Origin of the sequence: Streptomyces sp. NBC_00536, from assembly GCF_036346295.1 — a bacterium.
Classification (GTDB): Bacteria; Actinomycetota; Actinomycetes; order Streptomycetales; family Streptomycetaceae; genus Streptomyces.
Window position 1 is genome coordinate 7,542,461 of record NZ_CP107819.1, and the last position, 26,041, is coordinate 7,568,501.

A 26,041-nucleotide genomic window follows, 5' to 3' on the forward strand; every position below is an offset into this window, starting at 1 on the left:
TAGAGCACTTCCTTACCCGGCCCCCAGCGTGCAGCGCACGTTCGTTTTCCGTTGGCCCACGATCTCTGGCCCCTGCACATGCCCGTCGGTATGGTGCGTCCGCGCCGCCCCCAGAACTCCCCCCTCAGTCGGAGGTACCCCCCGTGTTCGGCATGACCTTGTCAAGGCCCCGCCGCACCACCGCCCTCGCGTCCGCGATCGGCCTCACCGCGGCCGTCGCCGCCCTGTGGACCTCGCTCGGAGCGGCCCAGCCCGCCCACGCGGCCGGGCTGCCCGCCCCCGACCACGTCGTCGTCGTGGTGTTCGAGAACCACGCGTACAACCAGGTCATCGGCAGCTCCAGCGCCCCCTACATCAACTCGCTGGCGACGGGCGGTGCCAACCTCACCCAGTCGTTCGGCGTCACCCACCCCAGCCAGCCCAACTACATGCAGCTCTTCTCGGGCTCCAACCAGGGCATCACCGACGACAGCTGCTACACCCCCGGCTTCAGCTCCGCGCCCAACCTGGCCTCCGAACTCATAGCCGCCGGCAAGACCTGGGGCAGCTACAACGAGACCCTCCCCAGCCAGGGCTCCACCAGCTGCAGCAGCGGCAAGTACGCCCGCAAGCACAACCCCTGGTTCGGCTTCTCCAACGTCCCGACGAGCACGGCCAAGACGATGGCCCAGTTCCCGACGGACTACACCACCCTGCCCAAGGTCTCCTTCGTCGTCCCGAACCTGTGCAGCGACATGCACGACTGCTCGGTCGGCACCGGTGACACCTGGCTCAAGAACAACATCAAGGCCTACGCCGACTGGGCCAAGACCCACAACAGCCTGCTCGTCGTCACCTTCGACGAGGACAACCGCCTCGCGGGCAACAAGATCCCGACCGTGCTCTACGGGCAGCCCGTGACCCCCGGTTCCACCTCCGCCACCACCTACAACCACTACGACGTGCTGCGCACCCTGGAGGGCCTGGCGGGCCTGACCACCCACGCCGGCAACGCCGCCTCCGCCCATGACATCACGGGGATCTGGGCGAGCTGACGATGTACGTTGCGGACAGCCGCGGTACCCCCGCGCCCGCCGTGACCACCGAACCGGCCGTCGCCCCGGGCATCAGCCCGGGGCGGCGCGCCGCGCTCGCCCCCACGGTCATCGCCCTCGGCACGGTCAGCCTGATCACCGACGTCTCCTCGGAGATGGTCACGGCCGTCCTGCCGCTCTACCTCGTCGCCGGACTCGGCCTCTCCCCGCTCGGGTTCGGCCTGCTCGACGGCATCTACAACGGGGTCAGCGCCCTCGTCCGGCTCGCCGGCGGCCACCTCGGCGACCGCTTCCGCCGCCACAAACTGCTCGCCGGACTCGGCTACGGCCTCTCCGCGCTCTGCAAGCCGCTGCTCCTGCTCGCGCACACCCTCCCCGCCATCGGCGCGGTGCTCGCGCTGGACCGGACCGGCAAGGGCCTGCGCACCGCCCCGCGCGACGCGCTGATCTCGCTGGCCAGCACCCCCGAGAACCGCGGCCGGGCCTTCGGCGCCCACCGGGCCATGGACACCGCGGGCGCACTGATCGGCCCGGTCCTCGCCTTCGTCATCCTGCGCGGGGCCGCCGACGGCTACGACGCCGTCTTCACCGTCAGCTCCTGCGTCGCCGCCCTCGGCGTCCTCGTCCTGGTGCTGTTCGTCCCGCGCCACACCGGGGCCGGGCCCACCGCCGCCCCCGGCTCCGTGCCGGACGTGGACGCCGCCGTCGCGCGGCCCTCGCTGCGCGCCTCCGTCCACCTGCTGCGCCGCCCCGCGCTGCGCCGGATCAGCGTCTGCGCCCTGCTGCTGGGCCTGTGCACGGTCAGCGACGCCTTCGTCTTCCTGCTGCTCCAGCGCACCACCGGGATCGCCGACCGCTGGTTCGCCCTGCTGCCGCTCGGCACCGCGGCCGCGTTCTTCCTGCTCGCCCTGCCGCTCGGCCGCCTCGCCGACCGGATCGGCCGCCGCCGCGTCTTCCTCGGCGGCCACCTGGCGCTGCTCCTGGCCTACGGACTCCTGCTGACCGGCTCCGCGGCGCCCGCCCTGCCCTACGCCGTCCTCCTGCTGCACGGCGCGTTCTACGCCGCCACCGACGGCGTGCTGATGGCCGCCGCCGCGGGCACCGTCCCCGAGGAGCACCGCGGCGCGGGCCTCGCCCTCGTGCAGACCGGCCAGGCCCTCGCCCGCTTCCTCTGCTCGATCGCCTTCGGCGCCGCCTGGACGGCCTGGGGCGCCCGGCCCGCGCTCATCACCGCCGCCGTCCTGCTCGCCGCCTCCACCGCCGTCTGCGCCCGCCTGCGCCCTGACGAGGCGGACGACGAGAACACGGACCACGAGAGCGCGGACGACGGGTCCCCAGCCGCCGCCACGGCCGCGCACTGACACATCCCCACCTGAAAGGCCCCCCCACCCCATGACCCCCCACCCCATGACCCTCCAGCGCCGGATCCTGATCCTGCTCACCGCCGTGCTCGTCCTCGCGGGAGTGGGGGTCGTCGCCGTCGTACGGGCCTCCTCCCGCGCCGACGAGAAGAACCAGGAACAGGCGGGCGGCCCGCGGATCACCCCGGGCCACGTCTCGCTGACCCCGGGGGACGGCGGGCGGCGGATCGTGTTCCGCAACATGGCCTGGGGGCCGCACCGCGACGAGCTGACCACCGTGCCCGCCGGGCAGCCGGCCGGCGAACGCACCGCCTCCGGCGTCTCCTGCCTGCGCTTCCACGCCGCCGCGGGCACCGGGATCTGCCTGCGCTCCGTCAAGGGCGGGGTCCAGGACAGCTACCGGGCGGTGGTGCTCGACGCGCACCTCAAGGAGGTCTCCAGCCATCCGCTGGCCGGGATACCGACCCGCGCCCGGGTCTCGCCCGGGGGACACCTGGTCGCCTGGACGGTGTTCGTCGGCGGGGACTCGTACGCCGGGACCAATTTCTCCACCCGGACCTCGCTGCTCGACACCCGCACCGGGAAGTACGACGCCTCCCTGGAGGACTTCACCGTCCGCAAGGACGGCCGCACCTACCAGGCGGCCGACGTGAACTTCTGGGGCGTGACCTTCGCGGCCGACGAGCGGAGCTTCTACGCGACCCTCGCCACCGGCGGCAAGACCTACCTGGTCCACGGCGACCTGGTCGAGCGCACCCTCACCACGGTCCGTGAGAACGTCGAGTGCCCCTCGCTGTCCCCCGACGGCACCCGGATCGTCTTCAAGAAGCGCGTGCCGGGCGCCCCCGCGGACGCGCCCTGGCGGCTCTACGCCCTCGACCTGGCCTCCGGTACGGAGACCCCGCTCGCGGAGGCCCGTAGCGTCGACGACCAGGCCGTGTGGACGGACGACCACACGGTCGTCTACTCCCTGCCCGGCGACTTCGGCGCCGACCTGTACGCGGTGCCGGCCGACGGCAGCGGCGCCCCCGTCCGGCTCATGCCCTCGGCCCTCGCCCCGGCCTTCCTCGGCTGAGCACGGCCGGGGAACGCCGGAGCGGGGGGTTGCGGGACGTGCGGGACGCCTACGCCGGGATCAGGGATCCGGCGGGGCGCCGTGACCGGCGCGGCCGCCGGGCCGAGATCCGCAGCTCGATGACGGAGCGCACGGCGGGCCACTCCTCGTCGAGCACCGAATAGAAGGCCGTGCTGCGCACGGCCCCGTCCAGCCCCCGCGAATGGGCCCGGCGGACCCCCTCGCAGGTCAGCCCGAGCCGCTCCATTGCCGCGCGGGAGCGGGTGTTGCGGGCGTCGGCGCGCAGTGAGATCCGGCGGACCCCCCAGGTCTCGAAGGCATGGCGGAGCATGAGCAGCTTCGCCTCGGTGTTGATGCCGGTTCCCTGGGCACCCGGCGAGAGCCAGGTGTTCCCGATCTCCGCGGCATCGGGGATCGCCGTGGCCGGGTCGCCGTACGGGACTCCCGGCACAGCGGGCCACACCAGGGGGCCCTGCCAGTAGTCGAGTTCCAGGAACCGGGTCGATCCGACCACCCGTCCGTCGGTGGCTCTGACCACCGCGAAGGGGAGCGATCGACCCGCCGCCTGATCGGCGAGGGCACGGTCGATGTACTCGTGGGACGCCTGCAGCCCGTGGGGCACGGGGGTGAAGGCGTAAGTCGTACGATCCTCGGCCCCGGCCAGGGCCAGGGCCTCGGTGTGGTGGGGGGCGAGGGGCTCGAGCCGCACGGTGCGGCCGGCGAGGAGTACGGGTACGGGCACGGAGCCTTCGGTCCTTCTAGGCGGTGGGGTGGTTGCACAGTCTGCGCTCCTGACGTCACCCCCCGCGCAAAACGCGAGTGAAAGGCAACGGGCTGTCAGGTGAACGCGAGTGGCTCAATGTAGCTCCTTAAAGTCCCCATATGAACCCCCCTTTTGGCAACGACGCGGCACTGTTTTCCGACGGCCCCCGCCGCCGCCCCGGAGCGCCCGTTCCGCCGCTCCGGAGGGGCCCGTTCCGCCTTAGGGGGTGTCCGGTGGATCAGGGCCGGGCCCGGGCCGCCCGGCACCGCGCCTTGCCGCGTTGTCGTCACTCGCCGACGCTCCGCGTCGACTCCCTCCTCCGCCTTGCAATGCACGGCACCAGCCGACCCGGCCTATCCGGCCCTGATCCACCGGACACCCCCTAAACCCGGGGGGCTGTTGGCGGTGCCAAGCGGCCCACCGGAGGTGTGGTCAATTGCACCCTCCGAACCGGCCGGATGCCTGGTGAAATGGTCGGATGAGGATACGGATCCTGCCGCCTCCGGGCGCGCCGCGCCGCCTGGCCGCCGCCCAGCTGAGCAATTCCGTCGGTGACGGTGCCTACTACGTGTGTTCGGCGCTCTACTTCACCCGAGTGGTCGGTCTGTCGCCCGCGCAGATCGGCCTCGGTCTCACCGTCGCCTGGGCCGTCGGATCGGTGGCCGGGGTGCCCATCGGCGCCCTCGCCGACCGGCGGGGCCCCCGCGGCACCTCGGTGCTGCTCGCCCTGGCCACCTCCGCCGCGGTCGCCTCCTTCCTGCTGATCTCCTCGTTCTGGCCGTTCCTGCTGGCCGCCTGCGTCTACGCCACCGCCCAGTGCGGGCTGGCCGCGGCCCGGCAGGCGCTGCTCGCCGGGCTGGTGGCCCCGGCGGAGCGCACGGCCGTACTGGCCCACCTCCAGTCGATGCTGAACGGCGGGCTGGCGCTGGGCGCGGCCATCGGCGGGCTCGCGCTCAGCGCCGACACCGGCCCGGCGTACCGCCTGGTCTTCGTGCTGGACGCGGTGAGCTTCCTGGTCTGCGCCGGGGTGCTGCTGCGGCTGCCCGCGGTGGCCCCGCTGCCCGGGCGCGGTGCCGGGGAGCCGCGCCTGGCGGTGCTCCGCGACCGCCCGTACGCGGTGGTCACCCTGCTGAACGCGATCCTGCTGCTGCGGATGCCGCTGCTGAGCCTGGCCATCCCGCTGTGGATCGTGGAGCGCACCCACGCGCCGGGCTGGCTGGTGTCGGCGCTGTTCGTGCTCAACACGGTGGCCGTGATGCTGTTCCAGGTCCGGATGGCCCGCCCGGTGGGCGATCTGGACAGTGCGCGCAGCGCCGTGCGGAACTCGGGCCTGGTGATGGCCGCCTCCTGCGTGGTCTTCGCGCTCTCCGCGCTGCCCGCCGGTGCCTGGGCGGCGGCCGCGCTGCTCGTCCTCGGCGCGGTGCTCCAGGTGCACGCCGAGATGCGCCAGTCCGCCGGGTCCTGGCAGATCAGCTTCTCGCTGGCCCCGCCCGAGCGGATCGGGCAGTACCAGGGGTTCTTCGGCACCGGGGTGCCGGTGGCGCGCACGCTGGGGCCGCTGCTGCTGACCTCGCTGCTCCTGCTGTGGGGGATCCCGGGCTGGCTGCTGCTGGCCGCCGTCCTGCTGGCGGCCTCCTGGGCGATGGGCCCGGCCGTGCGGTGGGCGGAAGGCGCCGCCGAGCGCGCCGACGGAGGCGCGCTGGACGTCGTACGGACCTGACCGGACCCGGGCGAACCCGACCCGGCTCGGGTCGTTGGCCGCCGGGGCGGGGGACCACCCTGCGCCCGGCCGCCGGGGGAGCGCCTGAGATCATCGGGCCATGGACCTGGAGGACGTACTGCGGCGGCTGGCCTCGGTCGGGCCGTTCTTCACCGTGCCGTGCGCGGCGGAGCCGCCCGGGCCGGGATTCCGTCCGCTGACCGAGCTGTACGGCGACCGGCTCGGCGCGTACGTCGGCGAGGTGGGCCGCCGCCTGGGCACCGGCCCGGGGCGGGTGGCCGCCTCCACCGCGCAGCTCGGCATCGCCTCCCGGCTGTGGTCCCTCGGCCTCGGCTGCGCGGCGCTGTCCGGTCGGGTGCCGGACCTGGCACCCGACCGGGTGTGGTGGCGGCTGCCGGACGCCGGATCACTGGAACTGTGGCTGCCCGGACCGGTGGACCTGCCCGCGGAGGAACTCGCGGCCACCGTGCTCGGGAACCTCGCCGGGCTGGACGCGGGACTGCGGGCGCGGTTCGCGCTCTCGCCCCAGGTGCTCCTCGGGAACACCGCTTCCGGGCTGGTCGGGGCCCTGCGGGTGCTGATCGACCGGATCCCGGCGGCGGGCGCGGTCGACCTGGCCGTGGCGCTGCTGGCCGAGGACGGGCCGCTGGGCCGGACCGGCACCTTCGTGTACGAGGAGGGCCTCGGGGTGGCCTTCGTACGGCGCAGCTGCTGCCTGTACTACAAGGCACCCGGCGGCGGCCTGTGCGGGGACTGCGTGCTGCGCACCCGGTAGCCACTCACCGGGCGTACGTCCCCTGGCGTCCGGCGTCCGGGGCGCGGCGCGCGTGCGGTCGCGGCCCGCCGGGCAGCTCCGTTCGGAGCAGTGGCGGGTGTGGCGCCGGGCGACCCGCCGCAGCGGCCTCCTACCGTCCCGAGCATGACGCACCATCGCACCACCCCGCACCAGCCGCCGCCGCCCGCGCCGCTGCCGCCGTCCGTCCTCTCCCGCCGCGCGGCCCTGGCCGGGATCGCGGCGGGGGCCGGGGCCCTCGCCACCGGCGCCGTGGCCGCGGTCCCGGCCAGGGCCGCGGTGGACGCGCCGACGGACGCCACGGACGCCACGGACGCCGCGGCCACGGCGACCGCCGAGCCCGATCCGGCGCCCGGTGCCATGAAGCTCTTCACCGACCCCGGCTTCAACTTCGCGGCCCTGCTCGCCCTCGGCGCCGCGGGGATGCGGGCCTCGGAGGCCGGCGAAGTCCTGACCGCGGTCAACTCCGTCAACGCCGCCGGAGCGTCCGAGCAGACCTTCTCCGACACCTTCCGGAGCTGGGGCGAGAAGCTCGCCGCGCCCCCGCCCGCCGGGCGCCACGGCCACGAGCTCCCCTCGCAGACCCGGCGGCTGCGCTCGCTGCGGGCCGCCCAGTACTTCGCGCAGAGCCTGTTCTACGTCCTGGGCACGGCGAAACCGGCCGAGGAGAAGGCGGTGTACCTGGCCGGTCTGGCGGCCTGGGACACCTTCGCCTCGCTGTGCTCGCCGGCCGCCGTGCGCGCCCGGGTCCCGTACGAGGGGACCCACCTGCCGGTGTGGTTCTTCCGCCCGGACGGACCGGTCGAGCCGCGCCCGACCGTCATCCTCACCAACGGCAGTGACGGCCAGAACGTCGACATGTGGACCTACGGCGTGTCCGCGGCCCTCGACCGGGGCTGGAACGCGCTGGTCTACGACGGGCCGGGGCAGGGGCGGCTGCTCTTCGTCGAGGAGATCCCCTTCACCACCCGCTGGGAAGGGGTGGTCGCGCCGCTGATCGACTGGCTGGACCGCCGCGAGGACGTGGACAGCGCCCGGATCGCGCTGACCGGTCTGAGCATGGGCGGCAACCTGGTGGCCCGGGCGGCCGCCTTCGAGCACCGGCTGGCGGCCGTGGTCTGCATGCCGGGCTGCGTCAGCCCGTGGCTGGCCTTCGACAAGACGCTGCGCGACGTGGTCACGGCCGACAAGGAGGCGACCAACCGGAACTGGAACGAGCAGGTGGTCCCGGACCTCTCCCCGCAGCTCGCCTACACGGTCAAGAAGCGCTTCGGGATCTTCTCCCGGGAGGCGCTGCGCGAGGCCAGGGCGGGCCGGGTGTTCAAGGACCTGTGGACCCCGGCCCAGCGGGTCATCGGCCTCGACGTCACCGCTCTCGTACCGAAGATCAAGACCCCGACCCTCGTCCTGGACTACGAGGCCGAGCAGTTCTACCCCGGCCAGCCCCGGCAGATGTACGACCTGCTGCGGGCCCGGCGCGAGTACGTGAAACTGACCGGGGCCACCGGGGCGCAGTTGCACTGCTCCCCGATGGCCCCGCAACAGCACTGCGACGTGGTCTTCGACTGGCTGGCCGAGATCCTGCGCCGCTGACGCGCCGCCGGTTCCTGCCGGTTTCCCCGGAACTAGAAGGTGAGGTTCCAGGCGTCGATCTTGCCGGTGTCGGCGTTGGCGTTGTCGTTCACACGGAGCTTCCAGACACCGTTCGCGGCGTCCGCCGAGGCGTTCACGGTGAAGGTCTGGATGATGTTGTCCGTGCCGCCGCCGGCCCGGTTGGACAGGGTGTAGACGCTGCCGTCGGGTGCGACCAGGTCGACCTTCAGGTCACCGATGTAGGTGTGCTTGATGTCCACGCCGACTTTGAGGGTGGTGGGCGCGTTGCCGGTCACCCCGCTGACGGTGATGGGGCTCTCGACGGTCGCGTTGTCGTTGATCGCGAAGTCCGCGAGGTTCTCGAAGTACTTCCCGGGCGGCGGGGTGGCGCCGACCGCCTTCAGCGCGTCGACCTGGCCCTCGCCGAAGAAGGAGTTGTTCGCCGTCGTCCCGGTGCAGCGGCCGTCCGCCGGGCAGGCGATGTCGTTGGCCTGGGTGGCCAGCTTGTCGCGCAACTGGGCCGGGGTGATGCCGGGGTTGGCGCTCGCGAGGAGCGCGGCCACGCCCACGACGTGCGGAGTGGCCATCGACGTACCGCTCTTGGTGCCGTACTTGCCGCCCGGCAGGGTGGAGTAGACGTCCTGGCCCGGGGCGGCCACGTCGATGACGCCCGCGCCGAAGTTGGAGAACGAGGCCTTCGTGGTGCCCGTGCCGTTCGCCGCGACGGTGACCACGCCCGGAAGCTCGGTCGGGATGTCGAGGCAGGCGTTCGTGATGGTCCGGGTGGTCGGCGTCGAGTCGTTCGGGCTCGCCGAGTCCGTGGTCTTGTGGGCGAGGTCGTAGTCCTCGTTGCCCGCCGCGGCGATCTGGAGCGAACCCTTGCTCTCCGCGTACTCCTGGGCGCGCTTGACGCCCTCGATGATGGCGGCCTGGTCGATGTTGTCCGGGCAGTTGAACTGCCACGGGTCCGTGTAGTAGCTGTTGTTGGTGACCTTGAATCCGTGGTCACCGGCCCACACGAAACCGCAGATGGTGTTCTCGGCGAAGAAGAACGACTTGCCGGGCTCGGCGACCCGGACCGCGGAGATCTTCACGCCCGGGGCCACACCGACGACGCCCTTGCCGTTCTTGGCGGCGGCGATGGTGCCGGCGACGTGCGTGCCGTGGGTGTCCACGTCACGCCAGGCGCCCGTGCGGGTGTCGGGCTTGCCGTAGGCGCAGGAGACCGAGTCGGCCGCGTTGAAGTTCGGGGCCAGGTCCTGGTGCTGGTCGTCCACACCGGTGTCCAGGATGCCGACCTTCACGGAGGACGAGCCGGGGTTGACGGCCCAGGCCTGGTCCGCCTTGATCTGACTCATGTCCGCGCGGACCGGCTCGCCCGCGGGGGTCGTGGACTGCGCCGGGTTGGCGGGCAGCGCCGGGTTGTAGGCGTCGGCCGGAACGTCCGAGGTACGGGTGGCGCCGACCTGCTGGACCCCGCTGACCCCGCGCATGGTGGACGCGAAGGAGGCGGAGGCGGAGTGGGCGACGATCACGCCGATGGCGTCGAAGTTCGAGAACACCGTGCCGCCGTTGGCCGCGACGGCCGAGCGGACGGCCGAGCTGTCACCGGGAGCCGTGATCACGAGGTAGGCACGGGTGCCGGCAACCCAGGTCGCACTCTGGGAAGCCGGGGCCGCGGCCCGGGAAGCCGGGGCGGGGGCCCCGGAGGAGGTCACGGGGGCGGTGCCGGCGAGCGCGGCGGGTGCCCCGAGGGTCAGTGCGGCGCCGAGGGCGGCGGCCAGCACGAGGGTACGTCGAGGTCGGCTGGATATGTGGGGTATCAATGCGTCCTCCGATGGGCCCGGTGGTGCTGGTGGTGCCTACCGGGCCGTACGAAACAAGTGGTGGACGCAAGATGTCAGACGCGTGCCCCGATATGGAAGTACCTTTTACCGCACGCCAGTTCTCGGAAGGTTGGCTGAAAAACGCCCTTGCCTCCGGGGTGTCGGTACCGGCCGGGCTGGGCACCGTGGGGGGAGAGCCCTGCCCGGCCGGTCCGGCGCGCGTACCGGCCCGTGCCGCTCTAGGCCGGTACGCCGTCTTTGTCCCCGGGGGTCTGTCCGGGCATCGGGGCGGACCGTGCGTCGTCGCGCCCGCCGCCGTCCCGGGCCTCGCCGTCCCCGGCCCCGCCGTGTCCGGACTCGCCGTCCCCGGCCCCGCCGTGTCCGTCGTCGGTCAGGCTCGCTTCGTCGAACGGCAGCCGCCCCGCGAGGACTTCGGCGGCCCGGCCGTGGTCGAACTCCTTCGTCCACGTCCCGATCAGTACGGTCGCCACCGCGTTCCCCGCGAAGTTCGTGAGCGCCCGTGCCTCGCTCATGAACCGGTCGATGCCCACGATCAGGCCGACGCCGTCGACGAGTTCGGGCCGGTGCGACTGGAGGCCGCCGGCCAGCGTGGCCAGGCCCGCGCCGGTCACCCCAGCGGCGCCCTTCGAAGCGATGATCATGAACAGCAGCAGCGAGATCTGCTCGCCCAGCGCCAGCGGCTTGCCCATCGCCTCGGCGATGAAGAGCGAGGACATCGTCAGGTAGATCGCGGTGCCGTCCAGGTTGAAGGAGTAGCCCGTCGGCACCGTGATCCCGACCACCGGCCGGGACACGCCCAGGTGCTCCATCTTCGCGATCAGCCGCGGCAGCGCCGACTCGGAGGAGGAGGTGGACAGGATCAGCAGGAACTCGCGCCCCAGGTAGCGCAGCAGCGCGAAGACGTTGACGCCCGTACACACCCGCAGCAGGGTGCCCAGGACCACGATCACGAAGAGCAGGCAGGTCGTGTAGAACCCGATCATGATGACCGCGAGGGACTTCAGCGCGTCGATGCCGGTCGCGCCGACCACCGCCGCCATCGCCCCGAACGCGCCCACCGGCGCCGCCCACATGATCATCGCGAGCACCCGGAAGACCAGCTTCTGTACGTGCCCGATCCCGCGCAGCACGGGCTCGCCCGCCGTCCCCAGGGCCTGCAGGGCGAACCCGCACAGCAGCGCCACCAGCAGCGTCTGGAGCACCTCGCCGCCGGTGAAGGCCGACACCAGCGTCTTCGGGATGATCCCGAGCAGGAAGTCCGCGGTGCTCTGCGCCCCGCCCGCCTTCGCCTGGGCCTCGCCCGCGCCCCGCACCGCCTCGGTCAGGTGCAGTCCGCTGCCCGGCTCCAGCAGATTGCCCACGAGCAGCCCGATGGCGAGCGCGACCGTGGACATCACCATGAAGTAGCCGAGCGCCAGCCCGCCCACCGCACCCACCTTGGCGGCCTTGCGCACCGAACCGACGCCCAGCACGATCGTGCAGAAGATGATGGGCGAGATCATCATTTTGATGAGGTTCACGAAGCCCGTGCCCAGGGGCTTCAGCTCGACGGCCGTACCGGGCGCGGCCAGGCCCGTCGCGATGCCGAGCAGCACCGCGATGATCACCGCGATGTAGAGATAGTGGGTCTTGTCGCGCTTGGCGGCCACGTCGCCTCCTGAAGATGAATACGTCCCGCGCCGACCATGGCCCACCCTGTGACCCCGGTCACCCTTGCGTTCATTGAGTTCACGGCCGGGTGCACACTGAGCGTCATGTTCCGTTTCCCCCGTCCGCGCAGCCTCGCGGGCCAGCTCTTCGCCATGCAGGTGGTGCTGGTCGCCGTGGTCGTCGCGGGATGCGCGGTCTTCGCCTACGCCACCGCGCGCCGTCAGGCCGAGGACGCGGCCGGCCGCCAGGCGGGCGCCGCGGCCCGGGCGGTGGCCGACTCGCCCTCCGTCCGGGAGGCGGTCGGCGGACCCGACCCCTCCGCCGCGCTCCAGCCCTACGCGGAGCGGGTGCGCAGCGACACCGGCGTGGACTTCGTGACGATCATGGCCCCGGACGGCCGCCGCTGGACCCACCCCGACCCGCGCCGGATCGGCGAGCGCTTCCTCGGGAACACCGCCCCCGCGCTGCGCGGCGAGACCTTCAGCGAGACCTACACCGGCACCCTCGGCCCCTCGATCCGGGTGGTCACCCCGGTCACCGACCACGGCCGGGTGACCGCCCTGGTCAGCGCCGGGATCACGGTCCGCGCCATCAGCGACCGGCTCGGCGGGCAGCTGGCCGCGCTGCTCTGGGTCGCGGCGGGCGCGCTCGCGCTCGGCGGCGCGGGAACGTACGTCGTCAACGCCCGGCTGCGCCGGCACACCCACGGGATGAACGCGGCCGAACTGAGCCGGATGCACGACTACCACCAGGCGGCGCTGCACGCCGTCCGCGAGGGCCTGCTGATGCTCGACGGACAGCGCAGGGTCACCCTCATCAATGACGCGGGCCGCGAACTGCTCGGCCTGCGCGGAGAGGTGCGCGGCCGGGCCGTGGACGGGCTGGGCCTGCCCGCACCGCTCACCGGCGCCCTCCTCGCCGACCGGCCCCGGGTGGACGAGGTGCACCTGAGCGCCGACCGGGTCCTGGTCGTCAACAGCTCACCGGTGGCGGGCGGCGGCCGGCACGGCACCGTCGTCACCCTGCGCGACCACACCGAACTCCAGTCGCTGACCGGGGAACTGGACCACGAGCGGGGCTTCACCGAGGCACTGCGCTCACAGGCCCACGAGGCGGCCAACCGGCTGCACACCGTGGTGTCCCTGATCGAACTCGGCCGCGCCGAGGAGGCGGTGGAGTTCGCGACCGCCGAACTGGAGCTGGCCCAGGCCCTCACCGACGAGGTGGTCACCGCCGTCGGCGAGCCCGTCCTGGTCGCCCTGCTGCTGGGCAAGGCGGCCCAGGCGCACGAACGCGGAGTGGAACTCGTGATCACCCCCGACAGCGGGCCGCTGGCCGCGGCCGACGCGGCGCCCCCGGCCCGTGACCTGGTCACGGTGCTGGGCAACCTCATCGACAACGCGGTGGACGCGCTGACGGGCACCCCGGGCGGACGGGTCCGCGTCACCGTCCGCCCCGGCGAAGGGGAACTGCTGCTGCGGGTGGCCGACAACGGGCCCGGGCTGCCCGCCGGAGCCGATGTGTTCCGGCGCGGCTGGTCCGGCAAGGGAGCGGGGCGCGGGCTCGGCCTCGCCCTCGTGCGCCAGGCCGCGCACCGGCACGGCGGCAGCGTGAGCGCCGCCGAAGTGAGCGGCGGGGGCGCGGAGTTCACCGTACGGCTGCCGCTCGCGGCAGGGGCGCGGACATGAGCGGCGAGGACGTGCGCGGCGAGGCGCCGCCGGTGCGGGTGCTGGTGGTCGAGGACGACCCCGTCGCCGCCGCCGCGCACGCGCTCTACGTCGGCCGGGTCCCCGGCTTCACCGCCGTTGCCGCGGTGCACTCCCTCGCGGAGGCGACCCGGGCCCTGGAACGGACCCGGGTCGATCTGCTGCTGCTCGACCTCGGCCTGCCCGACGGCAACGGGCTCCGCTTCGCCCGCGGACTGCGCGCCGCCGGGCACCCGGTGGACGTGATCGTGGTGACCTCGGCCCGGGACCTCGCGGTGGTCCGGGAGAGCGTCTCGCTCGGCGTCGTGCAATACGTGCTCAAGCCCTTCGCCTTCCCGACCCTGCGCGAACGGCTGCTGCGCTACGCCGAGTTCCGCGCCGCCGCCGGAGAGGCCGCGGGCCAGGACGACGTGGACCGGGCACTGGCCGCGCTGCGCCCGCCGCGCCCCGCCGAGCTGCCCAAGGGGCTGAGCGCACCCACCCTGGACCGGCTCGCCGCGCTGCTGCGGGCGGCGCCCGAGGGGCTGACGGCGGCCGGGGCGGCCGAGGCGGCGGGCACCTCCCGGATCACCGCCCGGCGCTACCTGGAGCACCTCGTGGACACCGGCCGGGCCGCCCGCGCGCCCCGGTACGGCCAGGTCGGCCGCCCCGAACTGCACTACCGCTGGACGACTTAGGCGTGGTGAAAGCGGCTCCGGCCGGGTCGTCAGACCCGGGCGGGCTCGGTGTCGAAGGTGTAGAACTTCCGGTGGTCGAGCATGTCCGCCGGGGTCACGTCGTTCCACGGCCGCATCACGTCGTGCAGGTCCACCACGTCCGGGGTGCCCGCGGCGGGCAGGTACGGCGACTGCGGGTGCCTGGCCTGCCACTCGGCCCAGAGCTTGTCGACGTAGGCGTGGTGCATCCAGAACACCGGGTCGTTGGGGGAGACCCCGGTGCCCATTTGGCCGCCCACCCACACGTGCACGCGGTTGTGCAGGTTGGCCCCGCGCCAGCCCTCCAGGTTGTTGCGGAAGCCGTTGGAGGCACTGTTCCAGGGGGCCGTGTCGTAGACCGGCAGGGCGAGCACGGAGTCCACCTCGGCCTTCGTCGGCAGCTCGGTGACGCCGGTGCCGAGCGCGCGGCGCAGGTAATTGCGGCTGTCGACGCGGACGTTGACCGGCCACTTCCCGGCGGCGTAGGCGAAGGGCCCGTCCAGGACCTGGCCGTCGCGCGCCCGGCCGGTGCCGCCGAGGAAGTCGGCGGCCCACAGCGAGGAGCGGGAGGTGCGGTCGGCCGTCCAGTCCCAGTAGGGGAGGGTCACGGCCGGGTCGACTCTGCGCAGGGCCGTCTCGAACTCGATGAGGAAGCGGCGGTGCCACGGCAGGAAGGAGGGGGAGCGGTGGCCCACCCGGTCGCTGCTGTCCGTGTCGGCCATGATGAAGCCGTTGTGGGTGGTGACGAACCGGTCGTAGACGCCGGTGCGCTTGAGTTCCACCAGCGCCGAGGTGAAGGCGCGCTTCTCGTCGGCGGTCAGGGTCGCCTGGTTCTTGCGCACGGCCATCACATGCCGCCCATCGGGACGAGGGGGGCGCCCTGGAGTTCGCGCACCGCGGCGCGGGCCACGGAGGGCAGGTCGGGGAAGGTCTCGTAGTGGTTGACGACGCTGATCCAGCTGGTGTCGGCGTTGCGCATCACGTGCAGTTCGGCGCCGTCTATCCGGACCGTCGGGGTCCCGGGGGAGTGGTGGCCGCCGTGGTGGCCGCCGCCCTGGGCGGGGGTTATCTCGATCCGGCGGCCCTGGTAGACCTCGTCGAGGGCGTCGCCCGTGCGGGGTGTGGGCACGGTCGCGGTGGCGGGGAGGGTGGCCGCGTGCGCGGTGGCGGCGAGGCCGAGGACGGTGAGTGCGCCGGCGGTGGTCCCGAGGGCCCGTCGGCGGGTGATCTGGTTCATGGGACGAAGGATGTTCACCGCGGTGCGGGCCGCCCAACCAGTGGGCCTGGAACAGGACATCTGCGGATAAGTTGTGTGGAAAACCAGATCGGTGATCTTCCCGTCCGAACCGTCTCCAGTGGCCCGAACGGGAAGATCGCCTGTTGAGACGATATGCGACCGCAAGATCTCCTGGCATATGTGACGACTATGTGAAGGGTCACACTGCGGAGTCGACCGGAAGCGGTGGGTCGACCTGACCTTCCGGATCCGCCCCGCCGACGTCCCGCCGGTACGGGGCAGCGCGACCTTATAGTCCCGATATGGCACTTCACGAGATGAAGGACGTACCCTCCGGAGCCGCCCGCACGGGGGACGGCCGCCCGGACATCGGCACAGACTTCGCCACCGACGTGTTCGCGTCCCCGCTCAGCGGCCAGGTACTGCCCAAGTACCGGATGCCGGAGGAGCACTCGCCCACCGAGGTCGTCTACTCCCTGCTCCACAACGAACTGCTGCTCGACGGCAACGCGGCCCAGAACCTGGCCACCTTCTGCACCACCTGGTCGGACGACGGCGCCCGCCGTCTGATGAGCGAGTGCATCGACAAGAACATGATCGACAAGGACGAGTACCCGCAGACCGCCGAGATCGAGGCGCGCTGCGTCAACATCCTCGCCGACCTGTGGAACGCCCCGCCCGGCGGCGCCGCGACCGGCTGCTCCACCACCGGCTCCAGCGAGGCCGCGATGCTCGGCGGGCTCGCCCTCAAATGGCGCTGGCGCGCCCGCCGCCGCGCCGAGGGCAAGCCGGCCGACCGCCCCAACCTGGTCTGCGGACCGGTGCAGATCTGCTGGGAGAAGTTCGCCCGCTACTTCGACGTGGAACTGCGCCAGGTGCCGCTGGAGCCCGGCGCCACCGGCCTGCTCCCCCATCAGCTCGCCACGTACGTCGACGAGAACACCATCGGGGTCGTCGCGATCCTCGGCGTCACCTACACCTGCGACTACGAGCCGGTCGCCGAGATCGCCGCCGCCCTCGACCGGATCCAGGCCGAACACGGCTGGGATGTCCCCGTCCACGTGGACGCGGCCAGCGGCGGCTTCGTCGCCCCCTTCCTGCACCCCGACGTGGTCTGGGACTTCCGCCTCACCCGGGTGGCCTCCGTCAACACCTCCGGCCACAAGTACGGGCTCGCGCCGCTGGGCGTCGGCTGGATCGTCTGGCGCACCGCCGACCTGCTGCCCGAGGAACTCGTCTTCAAGGTGGACTACCTCGGCGGCAACATGCCCACCTTCGCCCTCAACTTCTCCCGCCCCGGCGGCGAGATCATCGCCCAGTACTACCTGTTCCTGCGCCTGGGCCGGGGCGGCTACCGGCGCGTCCAGCAGGCCTGCGCCGACACCGCGGGCTACCTGGCCGGCGAGATCCGCGCCATGGGCCCCTTCACCCTCCTGTACGACGGCCAAGGCGGCCTCCCCGCCGTCTGCTACGCCCTCACCGACCCCGGATCCGCCGGCTTCACCCTCTACGACCTCTCCGACCGGCTGCGGATGCGCGGCTGGCAGGTGCCCTCCTATCCGCTGCCCGCCGACCGGGGCGAGACGGTCGTCCAGCGCGTCCTGATCCGGCACGGGGTGACCCGCGATCAGATCGCCCTGCTGGTCGGCGACCTGCGCAGGGCCGTGGACCACCTGACGAAGGCACCCCCGACCGCCGTGGCCGCCCCGCAGCCGGGCTTCCACCACTGAAGCGTGTCATCAGTGGCGTCCGCCGCCGCGCACGGATGAACTTGGCCGCCGCCCGGCGCGGGCTGCCCCGGTGCCGGGGGCGGCGGACGGACCGTGGGAGGCATGACCCGACTCCGCGTGCCCCGCATCCGCGTGCCCCGACTCCGTGCGACCGCGCTCGCCGCGCTCGCCGCCGCCCTCGTGCTGCCCGGTCCGGCGGCGGCCCCGGCCCTGGCGGGCGGCGGGCCCGGGCCCGGGTCGCCCGGACCCAGGTCCGCCACGCTCCGGGGCATCACCCCGCGGGTGCTGCCCGACCACGGACCGCCGGGCCGGGCCCCCGAGGTGTTCCGGGGCGAGGGCTTCGACGCGTGCGCGGCGCCCTCGGTCGCGGCCATGCGGGCCTGGTGGGACCACTCGCCGTACGGGGCCGTCGGCATCTACACCAGTGGCGGCCAGCGGCACTGTGCCCAGCCGCGGCTCACGGCCGACTGGGTCCGCCGGGTCCAGGCCATGGGCTGGCGGCTGGTCCCGGTCCACATCGGACGCCAGGCGCCCTGCACGTCGTACGCCCACAAGCCGAGCAGGATCGATCCGGCACGGGCGGTCGAACAGGGCCGCGCCGAAGCCGACGAAGCGCTCGCCGGACTCCGGGCGCTGGGCCTCGGCGGCGGCACCCCCGTGTACCTGGACATCGAGGCCTACCACTCCGGCGACCCGCGGTGCGCGCAGGCCGTGGTCGACTTCGCCAGCGGCTGGACCCAGCGCCTGCACCGGGCCGGGCACCGCGCGGGCTACTACTCCAGCCTCGGCTCCGGCCTCGCCGACCTGGCCGCCGCGGCCCGGGCGGGCACCTCGCCGCTGCCGGACGCGGTCTGGTACGCCCGCTGGGACCAGCGGGCGGACACGGCGGACAGCGGCGCCCTGGCCGCCGGGCTGTGGCAGGGCCACCGGCGGATCCACCAGTACCGCGGCAACGTACGGGAGACCCACGGCGGGGTGACCCTCACCATCGACCGCAACCTGATCGACGCCCCGGTCGCCACCCCCGCGGCGCGCTCCGGCGGCTGACCCGCGGTCTGCCTGGTTCGCAGCGGGGGCTCCGGCCGCTCAGGACGACCAGCGCATGCCCAGTTCCGACAGGGCCGCCCGCCGCTCCGGGGTCAGGCCCGCCGCCCGGGAGCGCTGGTTGGCGATCCAGGAGCCCAGCCGCAGCTCCTCCCCGCCGACCGGCTCGACATGGCCGCGCGGCACCCGCAGGTGGCCCTCCCGCTCCCGGAACCGGCGGGCGGCGGCCAGGTTCGCCGCCCACGCGTCGGCGTGCGCCCGGCGCGCCCGGGGGCGTTCGGACTCCTGCGCCGGACCCGTGCCCAGGGTGTGCTCCAGCAGCCAGCGCTGCGCCCCCGTCAGCCGGTCCCAGCCCAGGCGCTGTGCCCGCACCCACAGCCCCAGGTCCTCGCCCTGCACGTGCACCTCCCCGGGGGCCGGCGGCAGGGCGCCGCCCGCCTCCAGCCGGGCACGGGTCAGCCGGTAGGCCCGCTGCCAGGAGATGTCCCAGTCCGGACACCAGCCCGGGTCGATGTCCTCCAGGGCCTGGCGGCGCTCCGCCGACAGCTCCCCGGGGCCCTCGCGCCGGGCCGCGGCACGCTGGTTCTTGACCCAGATGCCGACCGGGTGCCCCTCCCAGGTGGCATCCACCGGCGGCAGCAGGTGCCCGTGCTCGGCGGCCCACGCGCGGGCCGCGGTGAGCCCCTCCTCGAAGGCCACGTCGAAGGCGCTCCACACCATGCCGAGCGCGTCCAGTTCCGCGGTCCGCTGCTTGCCGAGGGTGCCCCGGCGGTACGCGCGCCGCGCGTCCGAGATCCACTGCCCGAGCGGGAACCGGGCGAGCCCGGGCGGCCAGCCCTCCCCGCCCGCGGGCGCCTTGAACCCGAACGGCACCTTCAGGTCCCCGGCCGCGGCGGCGTAGATCCCGGCGGCCGCCAGCCCGCGCCGCCAGTGCTCGTGCTCAGGGTGCAGCACCCGCAACCGGATGAAGGCGGCCAGCAGCGCCGGATCGCGGGGCGTGGAGAAGCTCAGCAGCCCCTCGGGCCCGGTGCCCGCCGGGCCCCCCGCCCCGGCCGTCGCCGAGAGGCCAGGCGACCCGCTGGGCCGCTGCGGCTGGGCCAGTGCTTCCACGAGCCTGCTGTCGTGCGCCCGCAGTGCCTCCAGCAGCCGCGCCAGGCTCCCGTACGCCCGCGAGGTCAGCATCGTCTCCGGGGTCTCGCCCGGCCCCAGCAGCACCGGCACCACCAGCGAGGCGACCTTCCCCTCCCCGGGTCGGATCCGCAGGGCCCGGCCCACGGCCTGGACCAGGTCCGGCATCGAGTCCCGGACATCCGCCCAGAAGACGGAGTCGCACTCCTTGGTGTCGACCCCCTCGCCGAGCACCCGCACACTGCCGAGGAAGGCCTTCTCCGCGATCCGCTCGGCCGCGAAGGCGTCCAGCACCCGCCGCCGGTGCGCCGCCGGATGCTGCCCGCCCAGCCAGTCCGCCCACACCGTGCGGGGGTACACCGGGCGGGGGGTCCGGCTGGTCATCCGCAGCCGCGCGGCCACCGCGGGCAGCCCCGCCGCGAACGCCTCGGCCTCCCTCGTCAGGTGGTGGAAGACCAGGGTCCGCCGGAAGCCCTGATCGGCGGCGGCCTTGACCAGCGCGGTCTGCAGCGCCGCCAGCCGGGCCCCGCGCACCGCGTCCGAGCGCCCCTGCGGCCCCAGCAGCACCGCCGCCTGGAACTGCGGATCGCTGACGTCCACGCACACCACCCGGTACGGCGCGCAGATGCCCCGGTCGATGGCCTCGGACAGCGACAGGGTGTGGCAGCGGGCGCCGAACGGCCCGTCCGGGTCGTCCTCCATCGAGGCGACCAGCACCCCGCCGGGCACCCGGCCGGGGGCGGGGCGGGACTCCGCGGCCCCCGCCGCCTCGTCAGCGCTCTCGGGGTCCTGCCAGATGCGGGGCGTTGCGGTCATGTACAGCCTGCGGACGGCCGGGATCCGGGTGTTGTCGTGCACCACGGCCCAGGGCTTGCCGATCCGTCCGGACGTACGGTGGGCCTCGTCGACCACGATCAGGTCCCAGCCCGGCAGCCCGGCCAGGTGCGCCCGTTCGAGGATGCCGAGGCCGAGCGAGGCGTAGGTGGCGAAGACCGTGACCCGCGGCACCGGACGGCACCACTGCGCGATCCGCTCGGGATCGGTGGTGCTGGGCACGCCCGCCTCCGCCCCGCGCAGCGAGCACACGGCGAGGAAGCGCCCGGTGCGGCCGCCCTCGCGCCAGGCGGTGACGGTCTGCACCAGCAGGTCGAGCGAGGGCACCAGGACCAGCACCCGCCCGGCCCCCAGGGCCTCGGCGGAGCGGACGGCCACCAGCGACTTCCCGGAACCGGTGGCCATGATCACCTGGGTGCGCAGCCCGGCCTCGGGCACCCGCCTTCCCACGGGCAGCTCCAGTGCCCGCACGACGGCGTCGACGGCCTCGCGCTGATGCGGACGCAGGACCTTCCTCGCCATCCGCTGTTCTCCACTCGCCCCGTCTGATCAGCCCATTTGGCTCCAGTCACTATCCTGCCCCGAAATTGAAGCATTCAGTGCCCGCGCGGGGGGTGTCGTCGAGCGGTCCTTGAGCGAACGAGCGGTCCTTGAGTGGACGAGGGGCGCCGTCCGGGTCAGTGGGCGCCGAAGTCCTGGGTCCACCACGGCCCGCCCGCCCCCTGGCGCACGCCCACCCCGATGTCCTTGAAGGAGCAGTTGAGGATGTTCGCGCGGTGCCCCGGGCTCTTCATCCAGGAGTCCATGACCGCCGCGGGCGTCTGCTGGCCCATCGCGATGTTCTCGCCGTACGTCGACCAGCGGTACCCGGCGGCGGTGATCCGCTGCCCCGGGTCGGCCCCGTCGGGGTTGGTGTGCGCGAAGAAGTTCCGGTCCGCCATGTCGTCCGAGTGGTCCTGCGCGGCCGCGCGCAGCTGGGCGTCGTCCTTGAGGGGTCCGCAGCCGGCCGCCGACCGCTCGTTGTTGACCAGCGCGATCACCTGGGCCACGGTCCCCTGCGGCGCGGCGAGCGCCGGGCGCGGAGCCGAGGAACTCGGAGCGGGCTTCGCGCTCCCGCCCCCGCTCGCGGAAGCCGACGCCGAGGCCGAGGAGGAAGCCGAAGCGGAGGCCGAAGCGGAAGCCGACGGAGAGGGCGAGGCGGAAGCCGACGCCGAGGCCGAGGGAGAACCGGAAGCCGAGGCGGACGGCGTGGCCGCCCCGGCCGTGGAGAGCGCGGCCAGCGGCACGCCGGGAGCGGCGGCGGTCGTCCCGCTCTCGCCCGACCCCGGCAGCGCGTCAGCCAGGTACAGCGCCCCACCACCGGCGACACACAGGACGGCCACCCCGCCCGCGATGACCCTGCGGCGCGTGCGGCGCCGCTTGCGGGCGGCACCCCGGCCCGCGTCGCCGCGGGCACCGGCCGCGTGCGCCCCCGGGTCCTGCGCGGCGCCGGACGAGGAGGCGGCGTACGAGAAGGCGACCGGAACCGCGCTCGCCTCGTGGACCGCGGCCAGCACAGCCGCCGAGACCGGGACCAGGGCCAGCCCGGCCAGCAGTCCCTCCGCCGGGACCAGGCCGTTCCACAGGCCCGCGCAGCGCAGGCACTCGCGCGCGTGCCGGGCTATGCGCTTGCGCCACAGCGCGGACGGCCGCCCGTCCCAGCCGCCCGCCACCGCCCGCAGCGCCTCGCAGGGCGGCTGGGCGTCCAGCGCCCGCTCGACCACCCGCGCGGACTCCAGCTGCGCCTTCATCCGCTGCACCCGCACGGCGGTGTGCTGCGGCGACAGCTCCAGCGCCGCCGCGACCTCCTCCCGGGTCAGCTCCCCGGCGCACTCCAGCCACCACAGGGACAGCAGCGCCCGGTCGTCCGGCTCCAGCCAGCGCGTGGCCCGGGCCGTCTCGCGCCGCTGACCGGTGAGGTTCAGCTGGACGACGGTCAGGTCCACGAAATCGGCGCCGGGGTCGGCGAGCTCCCGCGCCGCCTCCAGCCCGCTCGCGTCGGGGCCGGTGCTGCGGGCCTGCCAGTGCGCCCGTACCCGGTTCATCGCGATCGCCACCAGCCACGACCGGAAGCTCTCGTCGGAGCGCAGCCCGCCCAGGCCGTCGAGGGCCCGCAGCATGGTGTCCTGGACCACGTCGTCCACGTCGACGGACCCGTTCAGGGCCCGGCCGACGATGTTGTAGACGAGCGGCAGGTGCGCGCCGACGAGTTCGTCCTGCGCCCGCTGATCGCCCGCGCGGGCGGCCGACACCAGCGCTGCGGTGTGCTGAGTACTCATGTGTTGATCCCTGTCCGTGCCGGCGGTCGATGGTGCCCGATACCTGGGAGACCGCCGAGCGGGGTCCCGATAACACTTATCGGAACACTTATCGGTGAGCACTCTCTCGCACAAGTGCGCAGGGGGCGCACCGCGGGGCCCCCTCAGCCGTGGAGCAGGCCCCCCGGGCGTGCGCGCGGCCCCCGGTCGGGCGCCTCGTACGGGAGGGGTTCGTTCACCCAGCCCGCCGCGAGGACCAGGCGGGAGGGGCGGTGCAAGGCCAGGAAGCCGAAGGGCCGCAGGAACGAGACCGTGGCGTGGCGGACGCGGTGGAGGGTGCGCGGCGCGCCGCCGCCCGCCCGCATGCTGACCGCGGTGACGGCCGCCGCCTCGAACCCCTTCGCGTGGAACCGCGCCATCGCGGACTGCCGCGCCGCGCCGACGGCCAGCGGGTCGGAGCTGATGCCGGGGAAGTGGCCGAAGGTGTCGTCGGACGCCGTGGCCAGCCCGAACAGCTCCGCGTGCGCGAGGAGGTCGTGCTCGGCCCGCAGGGCGAAGGCCACGGTCTTGATGTGGAGGGACGGCTCGGAGGAGACGGATTCGACGGTACGGACCTCCAGGCCGGGTCCGGGCGTTCCCTCGGGCAGGGTGCCCGCGCCCTCGGCGGGCGCGGCCCCGGTGACCGCGGCGATCCCCGCCCCCAGCACCTCGCCGGGCGCGGCGTCGGGGCCGCCCAGCAGCAGGTGGACGTCGATGCCGGCCGAGCCCTCGACCTCCAGCAGGGTTACCGGACCGCCGGCCGACCGCGTCACCCTGGCCCGGTCCAGCCGGGAGGTCCGCCGGTGCAGGCCGAAGGAGGTCCGCCCGGCCCAGGGGCCCTGGTCCGGCGCCGCCGGGAAGTCGTCGAAGGGCCGGGACCAGGTCACCCGCAGCGCCAGCGCCGAGGCGAGGACCATCAGGACCTCGGGGCCCACCGGCACCGGCATGTGCTCGATCAGCCCGCCCGTCCGCTCGGCCGCCCATCCGTCGAGCACCGGCCGGTCGACGTCCGGGTCGCCGGTCAGGGACCCGCGCGCGCCGTCCGGCAGCCGGGAGGTCCATGCTTCCTCCAGGGGCAGCCCGGCCCGGGTCCACAGGCCGGTCGCCGTTTCGAGGCCCCGGACCGGGCCCAGCCCCTCCAGCAGCGCCCGCGCCGCCCCGGCCGCGTCCCCGGCGGGTATGCCGAGGGCCGCCGCCAGTTCCTCGCGCGCCGGGCCGCCCGCACCGTCCGCGAGCAGGGCCAGCAGGGGCCAGACCCCGGCTGCCGTGAACACGGTGCCCTGTGCTCCGGGCCGCACCACCGCGGCCCAGCGCCCGGTGAGCCGGTTGACCGCGCGTACCGTCGAGTTCTCCATGCGCGGAGGGTACGGGCTCTTGATCCACGGACGGTACGGCCTTTCGATGCTCGGACGGTCGGATCAGTGGCCGCGCAGCCCCTGGTCCACGGCCGTCATCAGCTCGCCGTCCGCCGTGTCCCCGTCCAGGGACCAGAACATCGCGCCGCCCAGGCCGTGTTCGCGGATGTACGCCGTCTTCGTGCGCAGCACCTGGGGGTCGTCGTAGGTCCACAGGGTGGATCCGTCGAACAGCCAGGCGCTGCCCGACCGCCGGTCCCGGTGCAGCGTGTACGCGCCCGAACCGGCCAGTTTCTTCAGCGCCTTGTAGTCCTCGTACCCGGCGGACCAGGTCGCGGGCGCGGGAGCCGTCGCGGGCTGGCCCATGCCGTCCCCGCCCCCGGTGACCCCGGTCCACCCCTGACCGTAGAACGGCATGCCCATCACGAGCTTGCCCGCGGGCGCCCCGCGCCGCAGCCAGGCGTCCACCGTGCCGTCGACGCTGAAGTCGTCGCGTGCGTACAGGGCCGACTGCTGGGCGGTGGTCTTCTCGCCGGAGACGTGGAAGTCGTACCCCTGGAGCGTGACGAAGTCCAGGTCCCGCATGACCTTCCGGACCTCGAAGCCCGCGTCGATCTTGGCGGGGGCGGTCGGGACGAAGGCGGTCAGCTGGTACTTCTTCTTCTGGGTCCGGCCGTAGGCGTCGAGCTGGGTGCGGAACTCCTGGACCAGCGCGGTGAAGTTGCGCTTGTCCTCGGGCCGGTGGGTGGTGTCGGTGTCCCCGGGCGAGCCGGGCCACTCCCAGTCGAGGTCGATGCCGTCGAAGAGGCCGGCGGCCGCGCCCGCGCCGCCGCGGGCGCCGTCCCGGGGCAGGTTCCCCTTGATGTAGAGGTCGATGCAGGACTGCACGAGCGCCGTGCGCGAGGCGGGGGTGCGGGCCGCGTCGGAGAAGTGCGTGGACCAGCTCCAACCGCCCAGCGAAATCTGGGCCTTGAGGCCCGGGTGCCTGGCCTTCAGCTCGCGCAGCTGGTTGAAGCTCCCGGCGAGCGGCTGGTCCCGGGTGTCGGCCACCCCGTCGACCGAGCCCGCCGCGTCGAGCGGGCGGACGTAGTCGGCCCAGGCGTCCGCCTCACCCGGGACGTTGCCGGTGAAGCACTTGCCGTCCGCGCCGATGTTGCCGAAGGCGTAGTTGATGTGGGTGAGTTTGGCCGCGGCGCCGCTGGTTTCGAGGTTCTTGACCTGGAAGTCGCGGCCGTAGACGCCCCATTGGGTGAAGTAGCCGACGCGGTGGTAGGCGCGTGCGTGGCCTTCGCCCGCGGCGTCGGCCTGGGCGGTGGCGGCTCCGGCGGTGGCGGCTCCGGCGGCGGGCGCGAAGGCCGCCAGGAGGGAGAAGGAGCAGGCGGCGACGGCCAGCCTGGCGAGGGTGCTGCGGCGCATGGGCTTCCTTTGCGGATGCGGGGAGTGGTGCTCCTGAGCCGTGCTGTGCGCGTGCTGTGCATCCGGAAGCTATTGGTCTGGACCAGAGCGGTCAAGGGGGCGGGCGGCCCACGGGGCTCCCCATGGCTCGCCGTGGCTCTCCGGGGCGCCCCGGGTCGCTCGATCAGGAGAGGTTCCACTGGCCGATGTCGTCGGCCGATCCGTCGTTCAGCGCGAACTGCACCGCCGCGAGCCGGGCTTGCTTCGGCAGCTCGAAGGTGACCCACCCGGTGGCGGAGTCGCCGGGCGCGAGGGTGTGTCCGTCGGGGAAGCCGTCCCCGGCCGTCGTCGCCGCGGCCACGCTGGAATGGCGCGCGCCGCCGAGGTCCAGGAGGTACGAGCCGCTGCGCGGGGTGTCGGCGTAGCGGGCCGTTCCGGTGTTCGCCAGCCGGAACTCGACCGCGACGAGCCGCCCGGCCGGATCCTGCTGGGGGTACGCGGCGCGCGGGGTGGCCGGGTCCGTCACGGCGAGCAGGGTGACGTCGAGCAGCTCGCCGGGCCGATTGCCGCGCAGCTCGATGGTCTGCCCGGTCGGTCCGGCCTGCCTGGTCGGCCCGGCCGACGCCGTGGCGGCGGCACCCGTCCCGAGCGCCGGCCCGAGCAGGGCCGCCGCGGTGAGCGCGAGCGCGGCCGCGGAGTACCGGAGACGGCGCATGGCGGTACCTCCTCGGGGCGCGGGACACCT

General features: G+C 73.9%; 20 protein-coding genes. 10 read left to right on the plus strand and 10 right to left on the minus strand.

The features are described 5' to 3' along the window. The first annotated feature begins 152 nt into the window (after window positions 1-152). Genes OHS33_RS32255 through OHS33_RS32265 form a run of 3 tightly spaced genes read left to right on the plus strand, consistent with a single transcriptional unit; the run spans window position 153 to window position 3,470 of the window. Window positions 153-1,034 (plus strand): alkaline phosphatase family protein, encoded by an 882-nt coding sequence (locus tag OHS33_RS32255; RefSeq protein WP_330333945.1) that lies wholly within the window; start codon window positions 153-155, stop codon window positions 1,032-1,034. A gap of 2 nt (window positions 1,035-1,036) precedes the next feature. Next, window positions 1,037-2,395 carry an MFS transporter gene (locus tag OHS33_RS32260; RefSeq protein WP_330333946.1) on the plus strand — a complete coding sequence of 453 codons (1,359 nt, stop codon included), beginning with the start codon at window positions 1,037-1,039 and terminating at the stop codon, window positions 2,393-2,395. Between the two features lie 46 nt (window positions 2,396-2,441). Next, a complete protein-coding gene (locus OHS33_RS32265) occupies window positions 2,442-3,470 on the plus strand; it encodes a TolB family protein (protein ID WP_330335291.1) in 1,029 nt (342 codons plus the stop codon). Window positions 3,471-3,519: 49 nt separating this feature from the next. Here the strand turns inward: OHS33_RS32265 and OHS33_RS32270 are convergent, their stop codons facing one another. After that, window positions 3,520-4,212 (minus strand): GNAT family N-acetyltransferase, encoded by a 693-nt coding sequence (locus OHS33_RS32270; RefSeq protein ID WP_330333947.1) that lies wholly within the window; start codon window positions 4,210-4,212, stop codon window positions 3,520-3,522. 499 nt (window positions 4,213-4,711) lie between these two features. Here OHS33_RS32270 and OHS33_RS32275 point away from each other — a divergent pair, with 499 nt between their 5' ends. The 3 genes from OHS33_RS32275 (at window position 4,712) to OHS33_RS32285 (ending at window position 8,339) form a co-directional block, all read left to right on the plus strand. Further along, a complete protein-coding gene (locus OHS33_RS32275; RefSeq protein ID WP_330333948.1) occupies window positions 4,712-5,953 on the plus strand; it encodes an MFS transporter in 1,242 nt (413 codons plus the stop codon). Between the two features lie 100 nt (window positions 5,954-6,053). Beyond that, window positions 6,054-6,728 (plus strand): (2Fe-2S)-binding protein, encoded by a 675-nt coding sequence (locus OHS33_RS32280; protein ID WP_330333949.1) that lies wholly within the window; start codon window positions 6,054-6,056, stop codon window positions 6,726-6,728. A 144-nt stretch (window positions 6,729-6,872) separates the two neighbouring features. Then, window positions 6,873-8,339: an alpha/beta hydrolase family protein gene (locus OHS33_RS32285; protein WP_330333950.1), complete on the plus strand. Its 1,467-nt coding sequence runs from the start codon at window positions 6,873-6,875 to the stop codon at window positions 8,337-8,339. A gap of 32 nt (window positions 8,340-8,371) precedes the next feature. Here OHS33_RS32285 and OHS33_RS32290 read toward each other — a convergent pair whose 3' ends face one another. Both OHS33_RS32290 and OHS33_RS32295 read right to left on the minus strand, forming a co-directional pair. Further along, window positions 8,372-10,126: a S8 family peptidase gene (locus tag OHS33_RS32290; RefSeq protein WP_330333951.1), complete on the minus strand. Its 1,755-nt coding sequence runs from the start codon at window positions 10,124-10,126 to the stop codon at window positions 8,372-8,374. A 278-nt stretch (window positions 10,127-10,404) separates the two neighbouring features. Further along, a complete protein-coding gene (locus OHS33_RS32295; protein ID WP_330333952.1) occupies window positions 10,405-11,835 on the minus strand; it encodes a cation:dicarboxylate symporter family transporter in 1,431 nt (476 codons plus the stop codon). A 105-nt stretch (window positions 11,836-11,940) separates the two neighbouring features. Here OHS33_RS32295 and OHS33_RS32300 point away from each other — a divergent pair, with 105 nt between their 5' ends. Both OHS33_RS32300 and OHS33_RS32305 read left to right on the plus strand, forming a co-directional pair. Continuing rightward, complete coding sequence (locus OHS33_RS32300; protein ID WP_330333953.1) at window positions 11,941-13,524, plus strand: sensor histidine kinase; 1,584 nt, start codon at window positions 11,941-11,943, stop codon at window positions 13,522-13,524. After that, the gene (locus OHS33_RS32305; RefSeq protein WP_330333954.1) at window positions 13,521-14,219 is read left to right on the plus strand and encodes a response regulator; all 699 of its coding nucleotides are present in this window, start codon (window positions 13,521-13,523) and stop codon (window positions 14,217-14,219) included. The genes OHS33_RS32300 and OHS33_RS32305 overlap by 4 nt, the downstream gene beginning before the upstream one ends. A 29-nt stretch (window positions 14,220-14,248) precedes the next feature. Here the strand turns inward: OHS33_RS32305 and melC2 are convergent, their stop codons facing one another. Together melC2 and melC1 are read right to left on the minus strand one after the other, a co-directional pair. Further along, window positions 14,249-15,085, minus strand: coding sequence for a tyrosinase MelC2 (melC2, locus tag OHS33_RS32310; RefSeq protein WP_330333955.1), 837 nt, complete (start codon window positions 15,083-15,085; stop codon window positions 14,249-14,251). Next, complete coding sequence (gene melC1 / locus OHS33_RS32315; protein ID WP_330333956.1) at window positions 15,085-15,474, minus strand: apotyrosinase chaperone MelC1; 390 nt, start codon at window positions 15,472-15,474, stop codon at window positions 15,085-15,087. The genes melC2 and melC1 overlap by 1 nt, the downstream gene beginning before the upstream one ends. A gap of 302 nt (window positions 15,475-15,776) precedes the next feature. On the opposite strand from melC1, the gene OHS33_RS32320 reads away from it, so the two are divergent. Together OHS33_RS32320 and OHS33_RS32325 are read left to right on the plus strand one after the other, a co-directional pair. After that, window positions 15,777-17,204, plus strand: coding sequence for a glutamate decarboxylase (locus OHS33_RS32320; protein ID WP_330333957.1), 1,428 nt, complete (start codon window positions 15,777-15,779; stop codon window positions 17,202-17,204). Window positions 17,205-17,306: 102 nt separating this feature from the next. Next, window positions 17,307-18,251, plus strand: coding sequence for a DUF1906 domain-containing protein (locus tag OHS33_RS32325; protein ID WP_330333958.1), 945 nt, complete (start codon window positions 17,307-17,309; stop codon window positions 18,249-18,251). 39 nt (window positions 18,252-18,290) lie between these two features. Here OHS33_RS32325 and OHS33_RS32330 read toward each other — a convergent pair whose 3' ends face one another. The 5 genes from OHS33_RS32330 to OHS33_RS32350 form a co-directional block, all read right to left on the minus strand. After that, window positions 18,291-20,732, minus strand: a complete 2,442-nt coding sequence (locus OHS33_RS32330) for a DEAD/DEAH box helicase (RefSeq protein ID WP_330333959.1) — start codon at window positions 20,730-20,732, stop codon at window positions 18,291-18,293. 155 nt (window positions 20,733-20,887) lie between these two features. Next, window positions 20,888-22,528 carry a sigma-70 family RNA polymerase sigma factor gene (locus OHS33_RS32335; RefSeq protein ID WP_330333960.1) on the minus strand — a complete coding sequence of 547 codons (1,641 nt, stop codon included), beginning with the start codon at window positions 22,526-22,528 and terminating at the stop codon, window positions 20,888-20,890. Between the two features lie 143 nt (window positions 22,529-22,671). After that, entirely contained in the window at window positions 22,672-23,901 is a 1,230-nt protein-coding gene (locus OHS33_RS32340; RefSeq protein ID WP_330333961.1) for a serpin family protein, read from the minus strand. A gap of 63 nt (window positions 23,902-23,964) precedes the next feature. Continuing rightward, complete coding sequence (locus OHS33_RS32345; RefSeq protein ID WP_330333962.1) at window positions 23,965-25,317, minus strand: glycoside hydrolase family 18 protein; 1,353 nt, start codon at window positions 25,315-25,317, stop codon at window positions 23,965-23,967. 163 nt (window positions 25,318-25,480) lie between these two features. Then, a complete protein-coding gene (locus OHS33_RS32350) occupies window positions 25,481-26,011 on the minus strand; it encodes a DUF4352 domain-containing protein (RefSeq protein WP_330333963.1) in 531 nt (176 codons plus the stop codon). Between the last annotated feature and the right edge of the window lie 30 nt (window positions 26,012-26,041).

Coding starts and splice junctions, on each gene's coding strand:
- OHS33_RS32255 (WP_330333945.1), top strand. CDS start 153: ATGACCTTGTCAAGGCCCCGCCGCACCACCGCCCTCGCGTCCGCGATC.
- OHS33_RS32260 (WP_330333946.1), top strand. CDS start 1,037: ATGTACGTTGCGGACAGCCGCGGTACCCCCGCGCCCGCCGTGACCACC.
- OHS33_RS32265 (WP_330335291.1), top strand. CDS start 2,442: ATGACCCTCCAGCGCCGGATCCTGATCCTGCTCACCGCCGTGCTCGTC.
- OHS33_RS32275 (WP_330333948.1), top strand. CDS start 4,712: ATGAGGATACGGATCCTGCCGCCTCCGGGCGCGCCGCGCCGCCTGGCC.
- OHS33_RS32280 (WP_330333949.1), top strand. CDS start 6,054: ATGGACCTGGAGGACGTACTGCGGCGGCTGGCCTCGGTCGGGCCGTTC.
- OHS33_RS32285 (WP_330333950.1), top strand. CDS start 6,873: ATGACGCACCATCGCACCACCCCGCACCAGCCGCCGCCGCCCGCGCCG.
- OHS33_RS32300 (WP_330333953.1), top strand. CDS start 11,941: ATGTTCCGTTTCCCCCGTCCGCGCAGCCTCGCGGGCCAGCTCTTCGCC.
- OHS33_RS32305 (WP_330333954.1), top strand. CDS start 13,521: ATGAGCGGCGAGGACGTGCGCGGCGAGGCGCCGCCGGTGCGGGTGCTG.
- melC2 (WP_330333955.1), bottom strand. CDS start 15,085: ATGGCCGTGCGCAAGAACCAGGCGACCCTGACCGCCGACGAGAAGCGC.
- melC1 (WP_330333956.1), bottom strand. CDS start 15,474: ATGAACCAGATCACCCGCCGACGGGCCCTCGGGACCACCGCCGGCGCA.
- OHS33_RS32320 (WP_330333957.1), top strand. CDS start 15,777: ATGGCACTTCACGAGATGAAGGACGTACCCTCCGGAGCCGCCCGCACG.
- OHS33_RS32325 (WP_330333958.1), top strand. CDS start 17,307: ATGACCCGACTCCGCGTGCCCCGCATCCGCGTGCCCCGACTCCGTGCG.
- OHS33_RS32330 (WP_330333959.1), bottom strand. CDS start 20,732: ATGGCGAGGAAGGTCCTGCGTCCGCATCAGCGCGAGGCCGTCGACGCC.
- OHS33_RS32335 (WP_330333960.1), bottom strand. CDS start 22,528: ATGAGTACTCAGCACACCGCAGCGCTGGTGTCGGCCGCCCGCGCGGGC.
- OHS33_RS32340 (WP_330333961.1), bottom strand. CDS start 23,901: ATGGAGAACTCGACGGTACGCGCGGTCAACCGGCTCACCGGGCGCTGG.
- OHS33_RS32345 (WP_330333962.1), bottom strand. CDS start 25,317: ATGCGCCGCAGCACCCTCGCCAGGCTGGCCGTCGCCGCCTGCTCCTTC.
- OHS33_RS32350 (WP_330333963.1), bottom strand. CDS start 26,011: ATGCGCCGTCTCCGGTACTCCGCGGCCGCGCTCGCGCTCACCGCGGCG.